Genomic DNA, 15,424 nt, shown 5'->3' on the forward strand with positions numbered 1-15,424 from the left:
GTGCGGTGGGGGCTGGGGCGGACGCGGGGGCCGTAGCCAAACCTGGCGGGTGAGCAGTCATGGCCGCCGTCGGCGAGGAGCCGGTGGCGGCCGGCCCGGTCTGCGGTGCAGGTGCGGCAGCCGGTTGAGGCGCCGTCGCCAGCCCGGCGAGCCCGGCAAGCCCGCCGGCCGACGCCGCTGGCAACATCAGCGCGCCGCCGGCCGCGGCCAGCAGCAGTGGGGACTGGCTGATAGCGGTGCCGAACTGGGCTATGTGGGTGGGCCAATCGAAGATGGCCAGGGCCAGCATGTACTGAATCGCTTGCGTCGGATTCTGCGTCATCTGCATGGAGTCCCCGATCAGTTCGAGGCCTCGGGCGAGATACCACATGGGTTGCGTGGCATCCGCGTAGTACTCGTAATCGAGTCCGTTGAGCATCCCGGCGGCGGGGTCCCAGTAGATGCCGAAATTCTCCAATACATCCGCGATGAAGGACGTCACGACGTTGGAAACCAGCGGATTGCGGATGAGCGGGTTGACGCCGAAGCTGTTCAGGATCGGTTCGAGCGCGTTCAGCGCCATCCGCACCGGATCGAGCGAGGCTGCCGGGGCTTGTGCCGTCGCGCGCAGAATCTGCGGAGCCGGGGATGACGGCGGCGTCGAGGTGACCGCCGCCGCTGAACTGGCTTCATAAGCGGTCATTGTGGTCGCGGCCTGGACCCACATCCGGACATAGTCGGCTTCGTTGAGTGCGATCGGGATGGCATTGATCCCGAGGAAGTTGGTAGCGACCAGTGCAGCGTGGATGGCGTGGTTGGCGGCCAATTCGGGCAGGGTCGGCATGGCCGCCAGAGCGGCGGAGTACGCGATCGCGGCAACCTCGTGTTGAGCCGCCGCCACCAGGCTGTCCGAGCTGCTCTGTGATAACCACGCCAGATACGGCTCGTGCGCGGCAGCCCACGCTTGCACGCCGGAACCTTCCCACGACGCCCGCGTCGCGGCCATCAATGCCCTGATTTCGTCCGCCGCGGCGGCATATTCGACGGCGAGGGCCTGCCACGCCGACGCCGCCGCCATCAGTGGCCCCGGCCCCGGGCCTTGACTCAGGAGCGCGGAGTGAACCTCCGGCGGAACTGCCATCCACACAGCCGCCGTCATTGTGCCCAGCCCTCCGAAGACTCAATTCAAGCGAAGTTTCGGACAGCCTAACTTTTATATTCGCTGCCTCGACACCAGGGGTCGATTAGCCCTCTAGGTGGCGCTGATCGCCAGTACGGCGATGTCGTCGGCCGGCCCTAGTTTGGGGATCAGCGTTGCCAGTTCCTCGATCAGCCCTGCGGCGTCCGGTCCGGCGTGCTCGGCGGCGAAGGCGGCCAGGCTGTCCTCGTTGAACGGATTTGCGCCGCGGCGGGCTTCGACGATGCCGTCGGTGTAGACCAGCAGGGTCTGCCCCGGCCGCAGGACCATCTCGCAGGCGTGGAACTTTGCATCGGCGCGCAATCCGACCAGCATTCCTTCGTCGGAGCGGACTTCGGTCGCGGTCCTGCTCCTGGGGTCGAGCAGCAGAGCAGGGGGGTGCCCGCCGGTGGCGATGGTGATCATGAATCCGTCGTGGTCGGATCGTCGCTGCAGGGTGCCGAACAGCACAGTGCAGAAGCGCCGTGGATACAACTCCCGGAGCAACACCGCATTGAGTTCGGCAAGCCCGTCGATCGGGTCGCTGTAATGCAGGGCGGCAGACCGCAGGGTGTACCGGATCAGCGACGTGACCACAGCCGCTTCCGCGCCATGCCCTTCGACATCACCGATGAAGAAGGCCCAACGGTCGTTACCAAGGGCGAACACGTCGTAGAAATCGCCGCCGACACGGCGCGGGGAGGCTGGGTGGTAGTGGGCTGCCAGGGAGGCGCCCTCGATGGCGGGCAGCATCGGCGGTAGCAAGGTTCGCTGCAGGACCGCTGCGTATTCCTCGGTGAGATCGCGGTCGTACTCTGCGATGTTGCGGTCGCGAATCGCGACGTCTCGATCCTCACGCGCGTCGTCGCGCTCACGTTGTGCGGTGTCCCGCGCCTGCTGGGCGTGGTGGCGCTGGACGCGGGCGTCGTCGCGGGCGTCTTCGGCGGCGCTGCGCAGACCGCGTTCCACCCCGAGCGCGTCCAGTGAGGCCAGGCGCAAGTCGAGCTGCTCCATCACGATCGCCGCCAGGTCCTGCAGTACTGAGAGTTGTACGTCCGACATCGTGCGCACTTCGGTGTCCATCACGGCGACCGCGCCCAGGCTGAATCCGTCGAAGGTCACGATGGGAGCGCACGCATAGAACTTGACGCGGTGCGTGTGCACGAAGCGGTTGTGGGCCGTGCGGGGGTCGGATGGCGCATCGTTCACGACGTATAGGCCGCTGTTCATGACAGCCGACCCGCACAGTCCCTCGTCCCGTGGCAGGCGCGCCAAATCCGGTAGGCCGTGGGTGGCCATCAAGTAAATGTCGTCCTCGCCGACAATCGACACCGTCGCCATCGGCATTCCGAGGGATTGAGCCGCTAACCGGGGTATCCGTGCCACCAGCCGGTCTGGCGGCATGTCGAGCACGCGGTAGCGCTCGAGGGCTTGGATGCGCAGATTTTCTGAAATGGTTCGCCACATTCCGCGCCGGAGGGTCATCTGACGCCCCGGGGCCCGAGCGGGGGCGTGCTCATCATATCCAATGCTCAGGCCGCAAGCGGGCGGTCGCGATCACCTATCCCCATCTCCTGGCGTGGCTTCGTCACCACCGCAATTGGACAACAAGTACCCTCGATTACGTGCAGCGACGAATTATGGGCATCGAGACGGAGTTTGGTGTCACCTGCACCTTTCACGGGCATCGCCGACTGTCTCCGGACGAGGTGGCCCGCTACCTTTTCCGGCGGGTGGTGTCGTGGGGTCGCAGCTCAAATGTTTTCCTGCGGAATGGCGCGCGCTTGTATCTCGATGTGGGCAGCCACCCCGAGTACGCGACGGCAGAATGCGACAGCCTCGTTCAGCTGGTCACCCATGACCGCGCCGGTGAATGGGTGCTCGAAGACCTGCTGATCGACGCCGAGCAGCGGCTCGCCGACGAGGGCATCGGCGGCGATATCTATCTGTTCAAGAACAACACCGACTCGGCGGGCAACTCATACGGTTGCCACGAGAACTATCTGATCGTGCGGGCCGGCGAGTTCTCCCGGATCTCCGACGTGTTGTTGCCGTTCCTGGTTACCCGTCAGCTCATCTGCGGGGCCGGCAAGGTCTTGCAGACCCCGAAGGCCGCCACCTTCTGTCTGTCGCAGCGCGCCGAACACATCTGGGAAGGCGTCTCGAGCGCCACCACCCGCAGCCGGCCGATCATCAACACCCGCGACGAGCCGCACGCCGACGCCGAGAAGTACCGACGGCTGCACGTCATCGTGGGCGACTCGAACATGTGCGAAACCACCACCATGCTCAAGGTGGGCACCGCCGCGCTGGTGCTGGAGATGATCGAGGCGGGGGTCGCGTTCCGGGACTTTTCGCTGGACAATCCCATCCGCGCCATCCGCGAGGTCAGCCACGACACCACCGGTCGCCGGCCCGTGCGCCTGGCCGGCGGCCGTCAGGCCAGTGCGCTGGACATCCAGCGCGAGTACTACAGCCGGGCCGTCGAGCACCTGCAGACCCGTGAACCCAACGCGCAGATCGAGCAGGTGGTGGACCTGTGGGGCCGCCAGCTCGACGCCGTCGAGAGCCAAGATTTTGCGAAGGTCGACACCGAGATCGACTGGGTGATCAAGCGCAAGCTGTTCCAGCGTTACCAGGACCGCTACAACATGGAGCTGTCCGACGCGAAGATCGCTCAACTGGACCTCGCCTACCACGACATCAAGCGCGGCCGCGGCGTGTTCGACCTGCTGCAGCGCAAGGGTCTGGCGGCTCGGGTGACTACCGACGAGGAGATCGCCGACGCCGTCGACCGCCCGCCGCAAACGACGCGTGCCAGGCTGCGCGGCGAGTTCATCAGCGCCGCCCAGGCCGCCGGCCGCGATTTCACCGTCGACTGGGTGCACCTCAAGCTCAACGACCAGGCTCAGCGCACGGTCCTGTGCAAGGACCCGTTCCGGGCCGTCGACGAGCGGGTCAAGCGACTGATCGCGAGTATGTAGCACTTAATCTGAACCAGATGCCCATCAACAAAGTCGAGCGACTGGTCAACCTGGTCATCGCCCTGCTGTCCACCCGTGGCTATATCACCGCCGAAAAGATCAGGTCCAGCGTCGCGGGATATGCCGACAGTCCGTCCGCGGAGGCGTTCTCCCGGATGTTCGAACGCGACAAGAACGAGTTGCGTGACCTCGGTATCCCCCTGGAGGTCGGCAAGGTCTCCAACCTGAACCCGGCCGAGGGTTACCGCATCAACCGCGACGCCTACGCTTTGCCTCCCGTCGACCTCACGCGGGAGGAGGCGGCCGCGGTGGCGGTCGCCACCCAGCTCTGGAAGTCACCCGAGTTGATCACCGCGACTCAGGGCGCGCTGCTGAAACTGCGCGCGGCCGGCATCGATGTCGACTCCGTCGACTCCGTCGGGTCCGTCTCCATCGCGTCCCCGGCCGGTGTGCCGAGCCTGCGGCAATCGGAAGAAGTACTCGGAATCCTGTTGTCTGCCATCAATTCTCGGCAGGCGGTGCAGTTCCCGCACCGATCGTCGCGCTCAGCGCCCTACGCCACTCGCACCGTCGAACCGTGGGGCGTGATTACCGACAAGGGCCGCTGGTATCTGGTGGGTCATGACCGCGACCGCGACGCGACCCGCACCTTCCGGCTCTCCCGGATCGGCGCCGACGTGACCACGGTCGGGCAGCCCGGCGCTGTCACGGTGCCTGACGATGTCGACCTGAAGCGGATTGTGGCCGACGCGGTCGCCGAAGGCCCGACCGGAGCGCTGGCCACGGTGTGGGTTGCCGACGGGCGTGCCACGGCACTGCGCCGCGCCGGACGCTTCGTCGGCGCGCGGCAATTGGCGGGCCGCGTCGGCGACGTGCTCGAGCTGGACATCGGTTTCAACGACCGGCTGGCCCGCGAGATCGCCGCCTATGGGGCTGATGCGATCGTGCTGGAGCCGGCTTCCCTGCGCGAGGACGTGTTGACCAGACTGCGGGCGGCGGCAGGGGGGCGGCCTCAGTGACTCCCGTATCCGACCGGTTGGTCCGGTTGCTGAACATGGTGCCGTACCTGCAGGCCAACCCACGCATCACCAAGGCCGAGGCGGCCGCGGAGCTCGGCGTCTCCGAGGATCAGCTGCAAAAGGACCTCGAACAGCTGTGGATGTGCGGCCTGCCCGGTTACGACCCCGGTGATCTCATCGATTTCGAGTTCTCCGGCGACACCGTCAAGGTGACGTTCTCCGCGGGCATCGACCGCCCGCTGAAGTTGACCTCGCCGGAGGCCACCGGACTGCTCGTGGCGCTGCGAGCGCTGGCTGACATTCCCGGCGTCGTCGACCCGGAAGCGGCGCGCAGCGCCATCGCCAAGATCGCCGCGGCGGCCGGTGCCGCCGGACACCACGACGCCGCGACCGCCGTCGACGAACCGGCCCCCGCGGAAAGTCGCGCCGCCGCCACGGTGCGCGCCGCTGTTCGCGACAAGCGGGCGTTGACCATCGATTACTACGCGGCCTCGCATGACACGCTCAGCACTCGCGTCGTCGACCCCATCCGCGTCCTGCTGGTCGGCGACCACAGCTACCTGGAAGCCTGGTCACGCGAGGCCGAGGGAGTGCGGCTGTTCCGCTTCGACCGCATTGTCGACGCCGCCGAGCTCAACGAGCCGGCTGCGCCCCCCGAGCCGGTATTGCAGTCCCCGCCCGACACGTCGTTGTTCGACGGCGACCCCGCGCTGCCGTCGGCGACGTTGCGGCTGGACCCTTCGGCGTCCTGGATGTTCGAGTACTACCCCTTGCGCGATCCCCGGGAGCTGCCCGACGGGTCCTGCGATGTGACCATGACTTACGCCTCGGAGGATTGGATGACCCGGCTGGTGCTCGGTTTGGGGTCGGCCGTGCGGGTGCTGGCACCGGATTCACTCGCCCACCGGGTGCGAGCGGCCGCGATAGCGGGCCTCGCGGCGTATGAGGCGGCGCAAAGTAGCTCTGAGCAGCCCTGACACCCCGTGATTTGCGCTAGGCGGCGCTCCGACCGTTCGCTCGTCCCGGACACGTCCCCGTGCTGCGGTAGCATCGGGTGGACGTCTGGAGGTAATCAAAGTGGGCAGTCTTCAACCGTGGCACTGGCTGATCCTCGCTGTAGTGGTGATCGTGCTGTTCGGTGCCAAGCGGCTTCCCGATGCGGCGCGCTCGTTGGGCAAGTCGCTGCGCATCTTCAAGTCCGAGGTCCGTGAGCTGCAGAGCGAGAACAAGGCCGACTCGTCGATTCAGGCCCCTGCCGCAGCACCGACCCCGGTGCAGGCGGAGCGTGTCGAGCCGCCGGCCCCTGCCGAGCAGGGCCACACCGAAGCGCGGCCGGCGTAGCCCGTCCGCACTCCTGACCGAATGTCGTGAAAGGTCCCAGGGTTTCAGCGCGCGCTTTTGGTCCCCTCAAACGCCTCAACCCGCGTAATCGGCGCAGCCGGGTCAACCCTGACGGGACGATGTCGCTGGTCGATCACCTGACCGAACTGCGCACGCGGTTATTGATATCGATCGCCGCGATCCTGGTCACCACGGCGTTCGGTTTCGTCTGGTACTCGCACGCCGTCTTCGGCCTGGAAAGCCTCGGCGAGTGGTTGCGGCACCCCTATTGCGCGCTGCCTCAGTCGGCGCGGGCCAGCATCAGCGCTGACGGGCAATGCCGGTTGCTGGCCACCGCGCCGTTCGACCAGTTCATGCTGCGCCTCAAGGTCGGGATGACCGCCGGAATCGTCTTGGCCTGCCCGGTGTGGTTCTACGAGCTGTGGGCCTTCATCACGCCTGGGCTCTACAAGAAGGAGCGCCGCTTCGCGGTGGCCTTCGTCATTCCGGCCGTAATACTGTTCGTCGCCGGCGCCGTCCTCGCGTACCTGGTACTGGCCAAAGCCCTGGGTTTTCTGCTGACAGTGGGCAGCGACGTGCAGGTGACCGCGCTGTCGGGTGACCGGTACTTCGGCTTCCTGATCAACCTGCTGGTGGTGTTCGGCGTCAGCTTCGAGTTCCCGCTGCTGATCGTGATGCTCAACGTCGCGGGCATGCTGACCTACGAGCGGCTCAAGAACTGGCGCCGCGGACTGATCTTCGCGATGTTCCTGTTCGCCGCGGTGTTCACACCGGGCTCCGATCCGTTCTCCATGACCGCGCTCGGTTTGGCGCTGACGGTGCTGCTGGAATTTGCGATCCAAATTGCTCGGATACATGACAAGCGGAAGGCCAAGCGGGAGGCCGCCGCGATACCCGATGACGAGGCATCGGTCATCGAGCCACCTTCGCCGATACCGGCGCCGTCGGTGATCGGCGGAACTCATGACGACGTCACCTGATCCGCGCGGGCGCGAGCGTGCGTGTCGGTACCTCGACACGCCGTTGCGACCGGCGGTTGGCGCACCCTGGCGAGGCCGGGCGTGACTGAACTGCCCGAGTTGGCCCAGTTCGCGGCCGAGCTGCCATTCCCTCTCGACGATTTCCAGCGCCGGGCGTGTGCTGCTCTGGAAGGCGGTCACGGTGTGCTGGTGTGTGCGCCCACCGGTGCGGGCAAGACGGTCGTCGGTGAATTCGCCGTTCATCTGGCGCTGGCGGGTGGCGGCAAATGCTTCTACACCACGCCGCTGAAGGCGTTGAGCAATCAGAAGCACACCGACCTGACGTTGCGCTATGGCAAGGACAGGATCGGGCTGCTGACCGGTGATCTGTCCGTCAACGCCGACGCCCCGGTAGTGGTCATGACCACCGAGGTGTTGCGCAACATGCTCTATGCGGATTCGGCTGCGCTGCAAGGCCTTTCGCACGTAGTTATGGACGAGGTGCATTTCCTGGCCGACCGGATGCGCGGTCCGGTGTGGGAGGAAGTCATCCTGCACCTGCCCGACGAAGTGCGGCTGGTAAGCCTGTCGGCAACGGTGAGCAACGCCGAGGAGTTCGGCGGCTGGATCCAGACAGTGCGCGGTGACACCACCGTGGTGGTCGACGAGCATCGTCCGGTGCCGTTGTGGCAACACGTTCTGGTCGGCAAGCGACTGTTCGACCTGTTCGACTACCGTTCCGACGGCTCGGCCAAGGACAAGCCGCACGTCAACCCCGAGCTGCTGCGCCACATCGCCCACCGCCGCGAAGCCGACCGGATGTCGGACTGGCAGCCGCGCCGGCGCAACCCCGGACGGCCCGCGCGGCCACGCTTCTACCGGCCGCCGGCCAGGCCGGACGTCATCGCGTCGCTGGACTCGGCGGGGCTGCTGCCGGCCATCACGTTCGTGTTCTCCCGGGCCGGCTGCGACGCCGCTGTGCAGCAGTGCCTGCGCTCGCCGCTGAAGCTGACCACTGAACAGGAGCGGGCGCAGATCGCCGAGGTCATCGAGCACAGGTGCGGCGACCTGGCCGACGATGACCTGGCTGTGCTGGGCTATTACGAGTGGCGCGAAGGGCTGCTGCGCGGCATTGCGGCCCACCATGCCGGAATGCTGCCGGCGTTCCGTCACACCGTCGAGGAACTCTTCACCGCCGGGCTGATCCGGGCCGTGTTCGCCACCGAGACGCTGGCCCTGGGCATCAACATGCCGGCCCGCACCGTCGTGCTGGAGAAGCTGGTCAAGTTCAACGGCGAGCAGCATGTGCCGCTGACCCCGGGGGAGTACACGCAGCTGACCGGCCGTGCCGGCCGCCGGGGGATCGACATCGAGGGCCATGCCGTCGTGCTGTGGCATCCCTCCGACAGCACCGCCGAGCCGTCCGAGATAGCCGGTCTGGCATCGACCCGCACGTTCCCGCTGCGCAGCTCCTTCGCCCCGTCGTACAACATGACGATCAACCTGGTGCACCAGCTCGGCCCCGAACAGGCGCACCAGCTGCTCGAGCAATCCTTCGCCCAGTATCAAGCCGACCGGTCCGTCGTCGGTCTGGTGCGCGGCATCGAACGCGGCAAGACGATGCTCGACGAAATCGCCGCCGAGTTGGGCGGGCACGAGGCTCCCGTTCTGGAATATGCCCGGTTGCGGGCGCGGATCAGCGAGCTGGAACGGTCTCAGGCCCGAGCGTCCCGGCTGCACCGCCGGCAAGCCGCCAGCGACGCCCTGGCCGCCCTGAAGCGCGGTGACATCATCAACATCAACCACGGGCGACGCGGCGGGCTGGCCGTCGTCCTGGAATCGGCACGGGACACCGACGACCCGCGACCCCTGGTGCTGACGGAACATCGCTGGGCGGGCCGGATCTCATCGGCCGACTACTCGGGCGCGACGCCGCCGGTCGGGTCGATGACGTTGCCGAAGCGGGTCGAACACCGCCAGCCGCGGGTGCGGCGCGATCTGGCCTCCGCCTTGCGCTCGGCGGCCGAAGGTCTGGCCATTCCGGCGGGCCGCCGCTCCAAGGACGACACGCATTACGACCCGGAATTGTCGTCAGTGCGCGATGAGTTGCGTCGGCACCCGTCGCACAAGGCGCCCGATGTGGAGGCGCAGGTCCGGCAGGCCGAGCGCTACCTGCGTATCGAACGCGACAATGCGCAATTGCAGCGCAAAGTGGCCGCTGCCACCAATTCTCTCGCCCGCACCTTCGACCGGATCGTAGGTCTGCTCACCGAGCGCGAGTTCATCCAGGGACCGTCGTCGGATCCGCACGTCACCGACGACGGGCGGTTGTTGGCACGGATCTACAGCGAGAGCGACCTTTTGGTTGCCGAGTGCCTGCGCACCGGTGCATGGGCCGGGCTGAAACCGGCCGAGCTGGCGGCGGTGGTGTCGGCGGTGCTGTACGAAGCCCGCGGCGGTGACGGCCCGGGTGCCCCGTTCGGCACCGACGTCCCCACGCCGCGGTTGCGACAGGCGCTCGGGCAGACCGCGCGGCTGTCCACGGAGTTGCGCGCGGACGAACAGACCCACCGTATCGGGCAGAGTCGTGAACCCGACGACGGCTTCGTCCAGGTGATCTACCGATGGGCGCGCACCGGCGACCTGGCCGCGGCACTGGCCGCCGCCGAGGCTTACGGATCCGGATCTCCGATGTCAGCAGGGGATTTCGTGCGCTGGTGCCGCCAGGTGCTTGACCTGCTGGACCAGGTTCGCAATGCGGCGCCTGACCCCGATGTGCGGTCGACTGCCAAGCGCGCTATCAATGACATTCGGCGCGGCGTCGTCGCAGTTGACGCCGGGTAGGCTAGGCCGGAGCTACGGTTACATCCGGAATTTGTATAGGGGCCGCCGGGGGCGACGGTGGCGAGGACGAATCAGACTGAGGAGCAACGATGAGTGGACCGCAGGGGCCGAACCAGTCATGGCAGCCGCCAGGGGGTTCCTCGGACCCGACCGTGGCGGGCTCGCCATGGCAGCAGCAACCCGGTGGTCAGGATGCGACCTGGCATGCGCAGTCGTACCCGGCCGCAGAGTACCCCGGCTACCAGCAGCCGGCTGAGCCCGCATACCCGCAGCAATATCCGCAGTCGTCACCCGGGTACGGCTCCGACTTCGGCTCGCAAGCCACGCAGTACGGCGCCACGCCGCAGTACGGTCAGCCTCCTCAGTACGGCCAGCCGCCCCAGTACGGCCAGCCCCCGCAATACGGGCAGCCGGGCCAGCCGGGTCAGCCGGGTCAGTACCCGCAGCAGCCGTACACTCAGGCGCCTCAAGGGCCCAAGCGTTCCAAAGCGTTCCTTGGGGCGGTGATCGGTGGGATCGCGCTGCTGTTCGTGATCGTCATCCTGGTGCTCGGCTTCGTGGTCCCCGGGTTCTTCGTCACCACCAAACTGAACGTCAACAAGGCCAACACCGATGTGCAGTCGATCCTGACCGACGAGACCAACGGCTACGGGGCCAAGAACGTCAAAGACGTCAAGTGCAACGGCGGTTCGGACCCGGTGGTGAAGAAGGGCGGCACCTTCGAGTGCACCGTGAGCATCGACGGCGCAAACAAGCACGTGACCGTGACGTTCCAGGACGACAAGGGTACGTACGAGGTCGGTCGGCCACAGTAGTCACAGCGCGTCGAGCGCTTTCTGCAGGCGTGAGATCGAGGATCCGACGCCATAGCGGGTAGCCAGTTCGGCGGTGCGCTTGGGGTTGGCGGCGTGCAGGGGTAGGTCGTCGGTGGACGTGGACAACGTGACGGGTGCGTCGGTGGCCACGCGTACCACCGTGTGCGCGGCTTCGATGTAGTCCCTCGCGGACTTCAGCTTGGTGCGGATTCCCTTGGCCATCTTCGACTTCGGGTCTTCGGCGGCTGCCATTATCTGCTCCAGCGAGCCGTGCTGGGCGAGCAGCGTGGCCGCGGTCTTTTCGCCGACCCCCGGCACCCCCGGCAGGCCATCGGACGGGTCGCCTCGCAGCAAGGCGAGTTCGGCATACGCCGCGCCGGCCCGGTCGAGCGGTACCCCGTACTGTTCGGCGACCTGGGCTGGCCCGAACAAGGTGGCTTTGGATAGTCCCCGGCCGAGGTAGAGCACTTTCACTTGAACCGGTTCGTCGGCGACCACCTGCAACAGATCGCGGTCACCGCTGACGACCACCACGGGGTCGTTACGCTCCTGCGCTGCCAGCGTTCCCAGCACATCGTCTGCTTCGAACCCGGGTGCGCCGGCCGTCGGGATTCCGAAGGCGTCCAGTATCTCCATGATCATGTCGACCTGTGGGCTCAGGTCGTCGGGCACCACTTCCACATCGGGCTCGCCGGCGGGTTCCTCCTCTGCCACGCGGTGCGCCTTGTAGGAGGGGATGAGGTCGACCCGGAACTGTGGGCGCCAGTCCAGGTCCAGGCACACCGCCAGCCTGCTGGGTTTGTGCTGAGTGATGACCACTGCCGTCGAGTCGATGAATCCGCGCACCGCGTTCACCGGCCGACCGTCGGGAGCCTTGATCGATGACGGCACGCCGAAGTACGAGCGGAACCACATGCTGGCGCCGTCCAGCAACAACAGGGGTGCGGGCATGCCGACAATCCTGCCAGGCCCTCCGGTTAGCCTGGCTGCCATGGATGCTCACCGATTCGAGTCGGCGGTGTATGGCCGACGGCTGAGGGCTGCTGCCTCGCTGGCAGCCGAGGCCGGGCTGGCCGGCTTGGTGATAACGCCGGGCTATGACATGCGCTATCTGCTCGGATCACGTGCGGAGACTTTCGAGCGGTTGACGGCACTGGTGGTGCCGGCTGCCGGCTCGGCGACGGTGGTGCTGCCTCGGCTGGAACTGGCCTCATTAAAGGGATCCGCGGCGCTGGAACTGGGACTGGAGGTGCGGGACTGGGTGGACGGGGAGAACCCCTACGCCATGGTGGGTGCCGCCTTGGGGAGCGGCGGTTTTGGGGTGAGCGATTCCATGCCCGCCCTGCACGTGTTGCCGTTGGCTGCGGAGTTGGGGGTGCAGCCCGTATTGGCAACCGACGTGCTGCGTTCGCTACGGATGGTCAAGGAGGCAGCCGAGATTGACGCGTTGGTTGCCGCCGGTGCCGCGATCGACCGGGTCCACGCACGGGTGCCCGAGCTACTGGTGCCGGGCCGGACTGAGGCCGATGTTGCCGCGGATATCTCGGAAGCGATTGTGGCAGAGGGGCATTCGGAGGTGGCGTTCGTCATCGTCGGGTCAGGTCCGCACGGCGCAGACCCGCACCATGGATACTCGGACCGGCCGTTGACGGCGGGAGACATCGTCGTCGTCGACATCGGCGGTATGTATGCACCCGGGTACCACTCGGATTCGACGCGCACCTACAGCATTGGTGAGCCAAGTTCAGAAGTGGCGCAGCAGTATTCGGTATTGCAGCGCGCTCAGCGCGCGGCGTTCGAGGCCGTCCGCCCGGGGGTGACAGCTTCGCAGGTGGATGCCGCGGCCCGCGATGTGCTGGCGTCGGCTGGCCTTGCCGGGTATTTCGTGCACCGCACCGGGCATGGCATCGGGTTGAGCGTGCATGAGGAGCCATACATCGTTGATGGTAATGATTTGCCGTTAGCTGCGGGTATGGCGTTCTCGATCGAGCCGGGTATCTACTTTCCGGGCCAGTGGGGGGCTCGGATCGAGGACATCGTGGTGGTGACTTCGGATGGTGCGTTGTCGGTCAACAACCGGCCGCATGAGCTCTTAGTCGTGCCGGTTTCGTAAGTCTCAGCTGTCACAGCTGTACCAGTTTCCAGGGCACAATGCCGCCTGAAACGTGATATCGCATGCGCTATCACTACGCCGTCTTCGCGGCCAGAAACCAAGCGATGTGGTAGTTGGCGCCCGCCTTGTCGCCGGCGACCAGAGCGTCGATTGCGGCGAGCAGTTGCCAGTTGCCGACCTCGTGGGCGTCGACGTTGTCGGGATAGCTGTCCAGCACCCGCTTGCTGGTTTCCGTGAGGTGGGTGTGCAGTAGGTCGAGCTCGGAGTCGAGCACGCCCGTGCCGGCCGAAGCAGCTTTGGCCAGGGTGTGGGCCAGCCGGGGCAAGCCGTCGCGCCATTGGGTGGCCTGGTTGAGCTCCCAGCCGAGTTCCTTGACGTCAGGGGCCGATCGGGCTCGCGGTGATGTCGGGATTGGCTCACCGTCGTCAGGCAGATGGTGGATGGGGGTGTAGCTTGCGGTGACGCTGGCGTCGCCGAGTAGGGCTTCCAAGTTGCCACGGCGCCGCGCGGGCGGTAAAAGGCTTATGGCTGAAGGTAATCGGATGTCGGGTGGGATCCAGCCGCTGGCCAAATCAGTGACGAGCAGAGTGGTGTTGTCGGCGTGGTCTCCGGCCGCCCAGGCCAGGCGAGGCTGCTGCCGGGCGACGGCCGTGACCAAGCGCTGCAGTCGTTTTCGCGCGGTGGCGTCGGCCGAGGCCGTTCCCATTGCGGCTCCGGTCGCGGTGGCTGCGACGGCTTGCGCGCCCAGCGTCGATGGTGGGTGTGGGGGAGTGGGCGGGGTGTTTTGGCGCACAACCGCTGGCTGGTGCGGCGCGGATTGGCCGGCGGACGGCGTGACCGGCGCGGAAGTGGGCGTGCCCGACGGCGGTAGCGGTGTGCTTGGTGGCGCGGGTGGTGTGATCGCTGTCGAGACCGGTGGGCGTAGATCGGAGCCGTAGGTTGGCAGTGGGCCCACCGGCTGCGGCGGTGTGGGTGGGGAAATAGGTTGCGGCGCAGCAAGTATCGGGGTCGGAGGTGGGGCGTCGGGAGGCGGTGTGTGATGGACCGGCGTCGGGGTATCTGCCACGTGCACCTGCGGGTTGACGGCTGCGGATGGAATCGTCTGCGTGGCATGGGAAATCTGCGGCTCCGTCGACGTGATCGGAGCCGACGGCACCGCGTGCGCGGCGGCGGATATTGGCGCGCCTGATTGCATGCCCTTGTTGAAGCTTTGAGCGAGTTCGGTGGGGGTAGGAGTTGTGATGGGGGCGGTGCCTGGCACAAGTGAGCTTGGAGCACCGCCGGATGGAAGCAGCGATGCTGGCGTTTCTACAGAAGGGGCCACGGTGAAGGGAATCCTGGGACGACCAGAAGCCGATAACGGCATGCTAGGCCCTGCGCCTTGAGGGCTCACTATAGGCGACTGTGGAAGCGATTGCCCTGCTGCAACTCCTATCTGCGGTCGTGTCGACACGTTGCGAGGAATCTGTGAACCTGCGTTGGGGTCGTGCGAAAAGACTCCCGTCTGAACAGAGCCTTGTCCAGCGCTGAGGTTCGACTGAACTGTGCCCCTGCTTGGGCCTTCAGCTACTGGTGTGGGGGCAGTGAGGATCGGCTTAGTCGATTGATTGTTTGGAATTCCGGCGGAATCTACCGGCTCATGCAGCGTCGTGCGAACTTCAGACTCTAACTCCTGCGGAGTGTTCCCTTGCCGAAATAATTCGGCAACTTCCACTCCCTCGCCGCTGGCGAACCCACGGGCGGATTGACCTGTGCCTTCGGCATCTAGTATTGCTTGCATTGCGTCAATAACATTGCTGCCGCACTTGGCGGCAGCGAGACTTGCCAGCGCTCTGTAATTTTGAATCAGAGACGAGATCTGAGTCATCTTCGATAGTTCCGAACTCTGAGAGTTGACGATCTCTTCTATCGCGCGATTTCCTTCGTCAGCTAAGACCGTCAAATCATGACGGAGATGAAGGGTGCTGTCGTAAGCAGTAGCATAGGCCCTTTCTTTTACGTTATTCTTTTCCGCTACTCGGAACGACTGACTTTCACCGCTCTCAAACACCTGACGGAGATCACCGATCGTTATCCCATGTTGATCGGTGAGGGAAGAAAATTGCGCGGTCCGCAGTGATTCCGCAAAATGTTGATATCCGGTGTGAATTTTGTCGCGATTGAGCCTGCCAAGTTGAAGCACCGAGAGATCGT

At 65.9% G+C, this 15,424-nt stretch carries 13 protein-coding genes; 9 read left to right on the top strand and 4 right to left on the bottom strand.

Annotated elements, in window-relative coordinates; genetic code table 11:
* Both AWC08_RS07320 and AWC08_RS07325 read right to left on the bottom strand, forming a co-directional pair.
* On the bottom strand, positions 1–1,138 hold a 1,138-nt coding region (locus tag AWC08_RS07320; RefSeq protein WP_085087572.1), incomplete at its 3' end, for a PPE family protein.
* Positions 1,139–1,231: 93 nt separating this feature from the next.
* A complete protein-coding gene (locus AWC08_RS07325; protein WP_232007762.1) occupies positions 1,232–2,641 on the bottom strand; it encodes a GAF domain-containing SpoIIE family protein phosphatase in 1,410 nt (469 codons plus the stop codon).
* Between the two features lie 140 nt (positions 2,642–2,781).
* On the opposite strand from AWC08_RS07325, the gene pafA reads away from it, so the two are divergent.
* The 7 genes from pafA (at position 2,782) to AWC08_RS07360 (ending at position 11,118) form a co-directional block, all read left to right on the top strand.
* Positions 2,782–4,140, top strand: coding sequence for a Pup--protein ligase (gene pafA / locus AWC08_RS07330; RefSeq protein ID WP_120793091.1), 1,359 nt, complete (start codon positions 2,782–2,784; stop codon positions 4,138–4,140).
* A 17-nt stretch (positions 4,141–4,157) separates the two neighbouring features.
* Complete coding sequence (locus AWC08_RS07335) at positions 4,158–5,159, top strand: helix-turn-helix transcriptional regulator (protein ID WP_069432985.1); 1,002 nt, start codon at positions 4,158–4,160, stop codon at positions 5,157–5,159.
* On the top strand, positions 5,156–6,136 hold the full coding sequence (locus AWC08_RS07340; protein WP_069432986.1) for a helix-turn-helix transcriptional regulator: 981 nt from the start codon (positions 5,156–5,158) through the stop codon (positions 6,134–6,136). Before AWC08_RS07335 ends, AWC08_RS07340 begins: the two co-directional genes overlap by 4 nt.
* A gap of 100 nt (positions 6,137–6,236) precedes the next feature.
* Positions 6,237–6,500 (top strand): Sec-independent protein translocase subunit TatA, encoded by a 264-nt coding sequence (tatA, locus tag AWC08_RS07345; protein WP_065132809.1) that lies wholly within the window; start codon positions 6,237–6,239, stop codon positions 6,498–6,500.
* 26 nt (positions 6,501–6,526) lie between these two features.
* Entirely contained in the window at positions 6,527–7,480 is a 954-nt protein-coding gene (gene tatC / locus AWC08_RS07350) for a twin-arginine translocase subunit TatC (RefSeq protein ID WP_142283453.1), read from the top strand.
* A gap of 81 nt (positions 7,481–7,561) precedes the next feature.
* On the top strand, positions 7,562–10,303 hold the full coding sequence (locus tag AWC08_RS07355) for a DEAD/DEAH box helicase (protein WP_069432988.1): 2,742 nt from the start codon (positions 7,562–7,564) through the stop codon (positions 10,301–10,303).
* 89 nt (positions 10,304–10,392) lie between these two features.
* Positions 10,393–11,118 carry a DUF4333 domain-containing protein gene (locus AWC08_RS07360; protein WP_065131878.1) on the top strand — a complete coding sequence of 242 codons (726 nt, stop codon included), beginning with the start codon at positions 10,393–10,395 and terminating at the stop codon, positions 11,116–11,118.
* On the opposite strand, the gene AWC08_RS07365 is transcribed toward AWC08_RS07360, so the two are convergent.
* Positions 11,119–12,069, bottom strand: a complete 951-nt coding sequence (locus tag AWC08_RS07365; protein WP_069432989.1) for a 5'-3' exonuclease — start codon at positions 12,067–12,069, stop codon at positions 11,119–11,121.
* A 40-nt stretch (positions 12,070–12,109) separates the two neighbouring features.
* Between AWC08_RS07365 and AWC08_RS07370 the strand changes: the two genes are divergently transcribed.
* Positions 12,110–13,231 (top strand): M24 family metallopeptidase, encoded by a 1,122-nt coding sequence (locus AWC08_RS07370; protein ID WP_069433010.1) that lies wholly within the window; start codon positions 12,110–12,112, stop codon positions 13,229–13,231.
* A 73-nt stretch (positions 13,232–13,304) separates the two neighbouring features.
* Here the strand turns inward: AWC08_RS07370 and AWC08_RS07375 are convergent, their stop codons facing one another.
* Positions 13,305–13,937: a DUF5631 domain-containing protein gene (locus tag AWC08_RS07375; protein ID WP_083271037.1), complete on the bottom strand. Its 633-nt coding sequence runs from the start codon at positions 13,935–13,937 to the stop codon at positions 13,305–13,307.
* A gap of 1,239 nt (positions 13,938–15,176) precedes the next feature.
* Here AWC08_RS07375 and AWC08_RS36335 point away from each other — a divergent pair.
* The gene (locus tag AWC08_RS36335) at positions 15,177–15,350 is read left to right on the top strand and encodes a hypothetical protein (RefSeq protein WP_156803053.1); all 174 of its coding nucleotides are present in this window, start codon (positions 15,177–15,179) and stop codon (positions 15,348–15,350) included.
* Positions 15,351–15,424: the final 74 nt, after the last annotated feature.

The sequence above is a fragment of the Mycobacterium gordonae genome (genome assembly GCF_002101675.1).
Taxonomy (GTDB): domain Bacteria; phylum Actinomycetota; class Actinomycetes; order Mycobacteriales; family Mycobacteriaceae; genus Mycobacterium; species Mycobacterium gordonae.